This is a genomic window from Hoeflea sp. (assembly GCF_984452065.1).
In genome coordinates, this window is record NZ_CFHWAF010000194.1 from 1 (window position 1) to 6669 (window position 6669).

7 protein-coding genes are annotated in these 6669 nt (G+C 59.8%); 5 read left to right on the forward strand and 2 right to left on the reverse strand.

Annotation, left to right across the window (positions count from 1 at the left end):
* On the reverse strand, window positions 1-1462 hold a 1462-nt coding region (locus tag AC5E6N_RS22595; protein WP_491749923.1), incomplete at its 3' end, for a PAS-domain containing protein.
* Between the two features lie 249 nt (window positions 1463-1711).
* Between AC5E6N_RS22595 and AC5E6N_RS22600 the strand changes: the two genes are divergently transcribed.
* The 5 genes from AC5E6N_RS22600 (at window position 1712) to AC5E6N_RS22620 (ending at window position 5974) form a co-directional block, all read left to right on the forward strand.
* Window positions 1712-2554, forward strand: a complete 843-nt coding sequence (locus AC5E6N_RS22600; RefSeq protein WP_491749924.1) for an alpha/beta fold hydrolase — start codon at window positions 1712-1714, stop codon at window positions 2552-2554.
* A gap of 72 nt (window positions 2555-2626) precedes the next feature.
* A complete protein-coding gene (locus tag AC5E6N_RS22605; RefSeq protein ID WP_491749925.1) occupies window positions 2627-3457 on the forward strand; it encodes a class I SAM-dependent methyltransferase in 831 nt (276 codons plus the stop codon).
* A 157-nt stretch (window positions 3458-3614) separates the two neighbouring features.
* The gene (locus tag AC5E6N_RS22610) at window positions 3615-3974 is read left to right on the forward strand and encodes a group I truncated hemoglobin (RefSeq protein ID WP_491749926.1); all 360 of its coding nucleotides are present in this window, start codon (window positions 3615-3617) and stop codon (window positions 3972-3974) included.
* 3 nt (window positions 3975-3977) lie between these two features.
* On the forward strand, window positions 3978-5033 hold the full coding sequence (locus AC5E6N_RS22615) for an adenylate/guanylate cyclase domain-containing protein (RefSeq protein WP_491749927.1): 1056 nt from the start codon (window positions 3978-3980) through the stop codon (window positions 5031-5033).
* A gap of 137 nt (window positions 5034-5170) precedes the next feature.
* Entirely contained in the window at window positions 5171-5974 is an 804-nt protein-coding gene (locus AC5E6N_RS22620) for a hypothetical protein (protein WP_491749928.1), read from the forward strand.
* Window positions 5975-5992: 18 nt separating this feature from the next.
* On the opposite strand, the gene AC5E6N_RS22625 is transcribed toward AC5E6N_RS22620, so the two are convergent.
* The gene (locus tag AC5E6N_RS22625; protein WP_491690060.1) at window positions 5993-6373 is read right to left on the reverse strand and encodes a nuclear transport factor 2 family protein; all 381 of its coding nucleotides are present in this window, start codon (window positions 6371-6373) and stop codon (window positions 5993-5995) included.
* Window positions 6374-6669: the final 296 nt, after the last annotated feature.

The following is a 6669-nucleotide window of genomic DNA, read 5'->3' on the forward strand; positions in this document are numbered from 1 at the left end:
CCAGGACCTTGCGGATCATCGCCTCGGCTTCGTTGAGCCGGGTCAGGTCGATGGTTGTCGTGACAACGACTTCCTCGCCCTTGTACTCGGCGAGGCGGCCATAGGCGGAGGCGGGAAATTCTTCCCCCTCCTTGTTGATCAAAGTGAGCTTGTAGCCGTCGACATGGCCGTCGGCGAGGAGGGTGGTGATGTAATCGGCGCGATCGTCGATGCTGACATAATATTCGGTGGCGGCCTTGACCTTGCCGAACAGATCGGCGGCGGCCGGATTGCGGTAGAGAATGCGGCCATCGCCCACGCGGGCCATGACAACCGGTGCGGGGCTTGCCTCAAGCACCTGGCGGATCAGCAAGTCGCCGTCCCGTTCGGCCGCCTCCGCGAGTTTGCGTTCCGTCACATCGGTGCGCGTTACGACGAAACCGCCGAGCTTGGTCGGGTGCACGGAGACGAGGTAGCAGGTGCCGTCCGTGTGTTTGAGTTCGTAGTCCTGAATATATTCGATGCCGTTATCGAGACGCTGCGATACCCACTCGTCCTCCTGTCCGACGGCTTCGGCGTAGATGCCGCGCCGGGCGGTCTCGCGCATCAGGATTTCCCAGTCGAGGCCCGGCTCGAGGATATCGGCCACGGCGTGGTTCATTTCCTTGTAGCGTTCGTTGAACATGACGAGACGGTTGTCCTCGTCATAAAGGGCAAAGCCTTCGGAAAGGGATTCTATGGCGTCACGCAGCATGTCGCGCGCCTTGACCGTATCCTCCTCCAGCTCCGCACGGTCCATGAGATCCTGGATTGCATTGAGAACGATCTGATCGCCGCCGCGCTCGAGCAGAACGGCGCAGCCGCGCACGAGGATCTCCTTGCCGGAGTCGGACTTCGTCTTCACCGGATAGTTTTCGATGGAGCCTTTGCGCTGGAGTTTGCGCAGCATTTCGGCGCTGTCGTCGGCGTTGAAGAAGAACTCCGAGATGGTCCGGTCGTCGAGCGCGTCCGGTTTGACGTTGTAGAGCCGGTTGGAAGCCGGGTTCGAATAGAGAACCTCGCCGGTTTCGATCCGGTTGATCCACATCGGCAACGGAATGTTCTCGACGAGATACTGCATCAGCCCGTGCTTGTCTTTCTGGCCGCTGATGTCGACGCTTATGAAGAGCGTGCCGCCGTCCTGCGCCGGGCAGTGCGACAGGAGGCGCCAGCGGCCGTCTTTCATCCGCGCTTCGAGCAGTGCGCCGCCGTGGCCGCGCCAAAGCGTTGCAATGCGCAGCCTGTCGTCGGCCGTCGCGCCGATCTCGCCATGGTTCACGGTATCGAATTGTTCGAGATATTCGCACAGCACGTCGTCCCGCCCGGCCTTGCCTGAAACAACGCCGGCCAGGGTCTGGAATTCGCCGCTGGCTTCGGCAAGCGTGCCATGGGCGTCGAACCGCACAAAGGCGGCACTATGGTCGATCGTCGCGTGCCTGGACATGGCAAAGTCCTATCTTGCCAGTGTTTCAGTCGGTTTTCAGTTCGCCGGCCGATTGTTTCAATTGTTTCAGCCGATGACAAATCGGGACGCGCGCCGAACTCTAAATCATTGAAACTGCGCATGCTTTGAACGCCCGCAGGTGTCGGGCCCGCAGCAACAAATGAAACACGGAACGGGACAAGCTGAAAACGAAACGAAACCTGCGGCCTCCAAAAAGCGGTCAAACGAACACACGACAGGAACAGTCCGATGACCGCACGTCTTTCCAGTTCCCCGAAGCCCGGAACCAATGCGCCTATCGTGGCGCTGCATTCGTCCGCATCCAGCGGCGCGCAATGGAACAGCCTCAGCGAAGACCTCTCCGGCCGCTTCGACGTCATGGCGCCTGACCTGCCCGGATACGGATCGCCGTCCGTCAGCGATGCGGGTTCGGCGGGAACGGCGCCCATCGCCGAGCGTGTCATTGATGAATTTGAAGCCTTCGGCGTGCCCGTTCACCTTGTCGGTCATTCCTTCGGAGCGACGGTTGCGCTGAAGATCGCGCTGATGCGGCCCGATCTCGTCAGGAGCCTGACGATCTACGAGCCGGCGGCCTTTCATTTCCTCAAATGGGGCGATGAGGAGTGCCGCAGCCACGGCGAAACGATCGCCGCGGTCCGCGATGCGCTGGCGGCCCATACGGCCAGGGGCGCGCCGGAGGCCGGCATGCGGACCTTTATCGATTTCTGGAACGGCAAGGGCGCTTTCGACAGCTTCGGCGAGAACACGCGGCAGAGATTTGCCGCGATGGCCGGATCCATTCTGGACGATTTTGCCTGCGGGTTTTCCGAAAGCTGGCGGCTTGAGGATCTCAGCGCCCTGAGCATGCCCACACTGATGCTGATGGGCATGGATTCGCCCACCGTCTCGCAGCATGTGGCGATCGAGATTGCCGGTGCGATCTGCGGTGCCAGGCTTGCCATGCTGCCGGGCCTTGGACACATGGCTCCGGTCTTCGAACCGGCCTGGGTCAATCCCCGCATCTTCGAACACATTGCCGGTGCCGAACGCCCGGCCGCCCATTGCTTCTGGCCGCAACGGTCGGCTGCGTAAAGCACCCAAAGCCATTTTCGAATGGGATGAACCCGAGGGGCAAGGCCCCGCTCACCGCGAAAGGAGAACAAAATGAATGTCATAGCACCCGTCCGGGAGGTTCCCGACTTCAGGGCGATCAAGGAAAAGCAGAACGCCGCGTGGTCGTCCGGCGACTACAAACGCATCGGCGTCACTCTGCAGATCACCGGCGAGGAACTCGCCGACGCGGCCGACATGACGCCCGGCTCCAGGGTGCTGGATGTCGCGGCCGGCAACGGTAACGCGACGCTGGCCTTTGCCCGGCGCTGGTGCGATGTCACGTCCACGGATTATGTCGCGACCCTGCTTGAGGGCGGGCGCCAGCGGGCCGATGCCGAAGGTCTCGATGTGACCTTCAAGGTCGCCGACGCGGAAGAGCTTCCCTTCGCCGACGGCGCGTTCGATGCGGTCGTCTCGACCTTCGGCGTGATGTTTGCGCCGAACCAGGATCTGTCGGCGTCGGAGCTTGTGCGTGTCTGTCGCCGCGGCGGCAAGATCGCCATGGCCAACTGGACACCCGACAGTTTCATCGGCGCCCTGTTCCGCACGCTCGGCAAACATGTCCCGCCTCCGCCGGCTGTGAAGTCGCCGGCTTTGTGGGGTGACCGCAAATGGATCGGCGAAACCTTCGCAAAAAGCGCGCGGTCGATCTCGACGACGGTCAAGCGCTTCAATTTCCGCTATCACTCGCCGCAGCAGTTCATCGGCTTCTTCCGGACCTATTACGGCCCGATGCACAAGGCTTTCGCCGCTGTGGGAAAGGAAGGGCAGATCGCGCTCAACGACGACATACTCGAAACCATCGCGCAATTCGATGTCGCCAAGGACGGCTCGATGCATGTGGCGTCCGACTACGCCGAAATCGTTATCGAGAAGGCCTGATAGGCGAGCCCCGGCGGTTTGCGCCGGGGACGCTTCACGGCTTCGCAACTTCCGCTTGGTTTGAGTATTCGCCTTTTTCGCTCATGATCATTGAAATAATTCCCGCAATTCAATCAAATAGAAAATGGTAACGGTTTCGGTCAGGGAGCGCCGAATTATGGATAAGCAAAGCCTTTTCGAGAAGTATGGCGGATTTGCAAGAATTAGCCGCGTTGTCCTGAGTTTCTACGACACGCTGCTTGACAGCGAAGACATCGGACCGTTCTTTGACGATATCGACATGTCCCGCATGGTCGATCATCAGACAAAATTCATTGCCTCGCTCCTCGGAGGCCCCGCCTCCTATACCGACAATCAGCTTCGCCAGCTGCATTCGCACCTTCCGATCGAGGACGATCACTTCGATGAACTCAAGACCGTCCTGGGCGCGACCCTGAAGGACCACGGGTTTGCCGATGCCGATATCACCGCCGTCCTGCAGGAATTCGAGAACCGGCGAAGCCTCATCGTGGAATAAGAGATGTCGATCGAGACCATAAATGAACAGCTGCTGCGCGCCATCGGCGTCGGTGTTGCGCTTCTGGACGGCAACAGTTTCGCCTTCCGGTTTCACAACGATACGTTTGAGGAATGGTTCGGCAAACCGGAAGAGGATGCGCGGCTCGGCGATATTTTCAGCGAACTCGATATCGATGCGTTGCGCACAGGACTGAAGGAAAACGGCGGCTACACCGGCGAGACCCGTTTCAAGAAGAAGCGTCGCACCATGGCTGTGGCGGTGGACTTTACCCCGACTGTGGAGGGTGGCCAGGAGATCGCTGTCATGGTGTGTCAGAACATCACCCGCATCCGCGAACTGGAGTCGATGATCGATTCCTATTCCATGATGGTCGAACGCAACAATCGTGAGCTGAAGCGGGAAAAGGAGCAGGTGGAGAAACTGCTTTTGAACATCATGCCGCGGGCGGTCTATGAGGAGTTCAAGACATTCGGCGTCGTAACGCCGCAGCTTTACGATCCGGTGTCCGTCCTGATGCTCGATTTCGTCGGGTTCACGGATATGGTCGCCTCGGCCGATCCCAGCGTGACGGTGACGGAACTCAACGACATCTACAGCGCCTTCGACCGGATCGGCGAGCAGTTCGGTTGCGAGCGGATCAAGACCATCGGCGACGCCTATATCACGGTCGCCGGTCTTCCCGACCCGACGCCCGATCACACGAAGGCCGCCGCCAATGCCGCCATCCGGTTCATCCGCTATCTGGAACGGCGCAACAGGAGCCATCCGAACCAATGGCGTTGCCGTATCGGTCTTGCGACCGGCGCGGTGGTCGGCTCCGTCGTCGGCATCCAGAAATATGTCTACGACATCTTCGGTCCGGCGGTGAACCTGGCGACGCGGCTGCAGGAGTTTTCCGACCCGATGCAGATCAGCGTTCAGGATGAGATGGCGGCAACGCTGCGGGAGCATTTCGAGCTCGCCAATCTCGGTCCCCGCGAGATTCGCGGCTTCGGCGAGAAGCATGTGTGGCACCTGCTCGACACCACGAAGACCATGAAACGGGCGGCGACGTAGAGCGTGTCTGTGCGTGCGAACCGGAGGTCGCCCGCAGGTCGCTGCCTGTGGCAATTTTAAGCGGTCTTCGATAATCATTCGGTAAGGTTCTTGGCTTAATCCTTATGCAACTTAATGTTGTGCGTTGGGATCGGGCGATGGATGACCAACAGTTTCGCAAGTCTGTCCTTGTGTGGACCGGTCTGCTGGTCCTTGTCGTCCTGCTGCACCCTTATCTGGCCGTTGCACTCGATCACACGGCGTTCTGCGGGCCCTTTGTCGGCATTTGCCGCGATGTCGCCTCGGTCGCAAGCGTGTTTGGCAGGCCGCTGACTGTCTTCCTGATCGGGTTCTTCCTGCTGCGCGCCGTTTATTATCGCGTCCGGTGGCTTGAGATCAGCGTGGGCTGGGCGTGTCTGGCATTGCTCTGGTTCCTCGGCGCCGCGCCTTTCCTGATCGGCACGTTCATCGTTCCGGGCGCCAATGTCGCGCTCGGGAACGCCTCCTTTGCGGTGCCGACCCTGTTGCTGTTCTTCGTCGCGCTGACCGGCTTTCTCGCCTATGCGGAGTTTCCTTTCGCACGCTACATGGACGCGGCGAGCTGCGTTGCCTGGGTCATCGCGTTCGTGACCGGCGTTCATGCAACCCTTCTGCTGGCGGGTTCAATCTTCACGGGATTGACGCTGATGCCGTATTTCGCGGGCATGATCGGCGTTTCGGGCCTGGCGTCGCTGTCGCAGCTCAAGCTCCTTTTCGGCTATCTCGCGCAGGCGCTGCTGCTGGGTCTGCCGTTCAAGCTTCTTATCTGGTCAGACCTGGTGATATTCGCCGCCGCCCTGGTTTTTGTGCTCGCCCGGCAGGGAGGGGACATCGAGCCGGCAACGGTTTCGCAGGCTCCCAGCCGATGGGACAACAAGGACGGCCAGCCAAGGAGCAGCTTCGGCCGGCGCGGCCAGGACTGACCGCCGGACCGCGCGCCTTCAGTATTCCATGAATTCCGTCGCCTTGCCGTTCTTGAACAGCCACAGGTCGATCTTGGGACCGGTGACATTGCGGCCGGTCTGCCGGTGTGTGAACGAACATTCGCCGACGGCTATGACCCGCTCACCGCGCGCAATGAACTGGTTGACGCGGAAGAAGTCCATGGACCATTCGTTGGCAAGGTCTTCGTAATACTGGATAATTTCCTGTTTCGGCGCGCTCTGACGCGTGAAGACGAGCTCGGGCATCGCCTCCATGGACGAGCCCCAGTCCAGCCGGTCGGCGAACACATCCGACCAGACCCGGGTGTCTCCCCCGGTTTCATGCCACGCGGTGTAGGCGTTGCGCAGGATTTCGATATTGATGTCTTCCTCAGCCATGGAACCCGCCCCAAGAAGCTTTTCGCAAGGGCAGGTTTCAAAACATAAAATCCGAAGTCTGTGTGATAACTCACACAAATCGGAGATATCGGTCGGCCGGTGAATGGCTTCGCGTGAATTCTGTCGTCCGCGGTCAAGTCGTGTCCCGGATCGTCGATCACTCTTTGACGGGAAAACGAAGAGTCGATGTTTTGATCTTTCCATCCATTGGCTGATAAAACAAATAAAGAACACCTGCCGAAGACACTTTTCAAGGTAATGCGAAAATCGCTCTATACGTTTCAAAGAAAAACGAT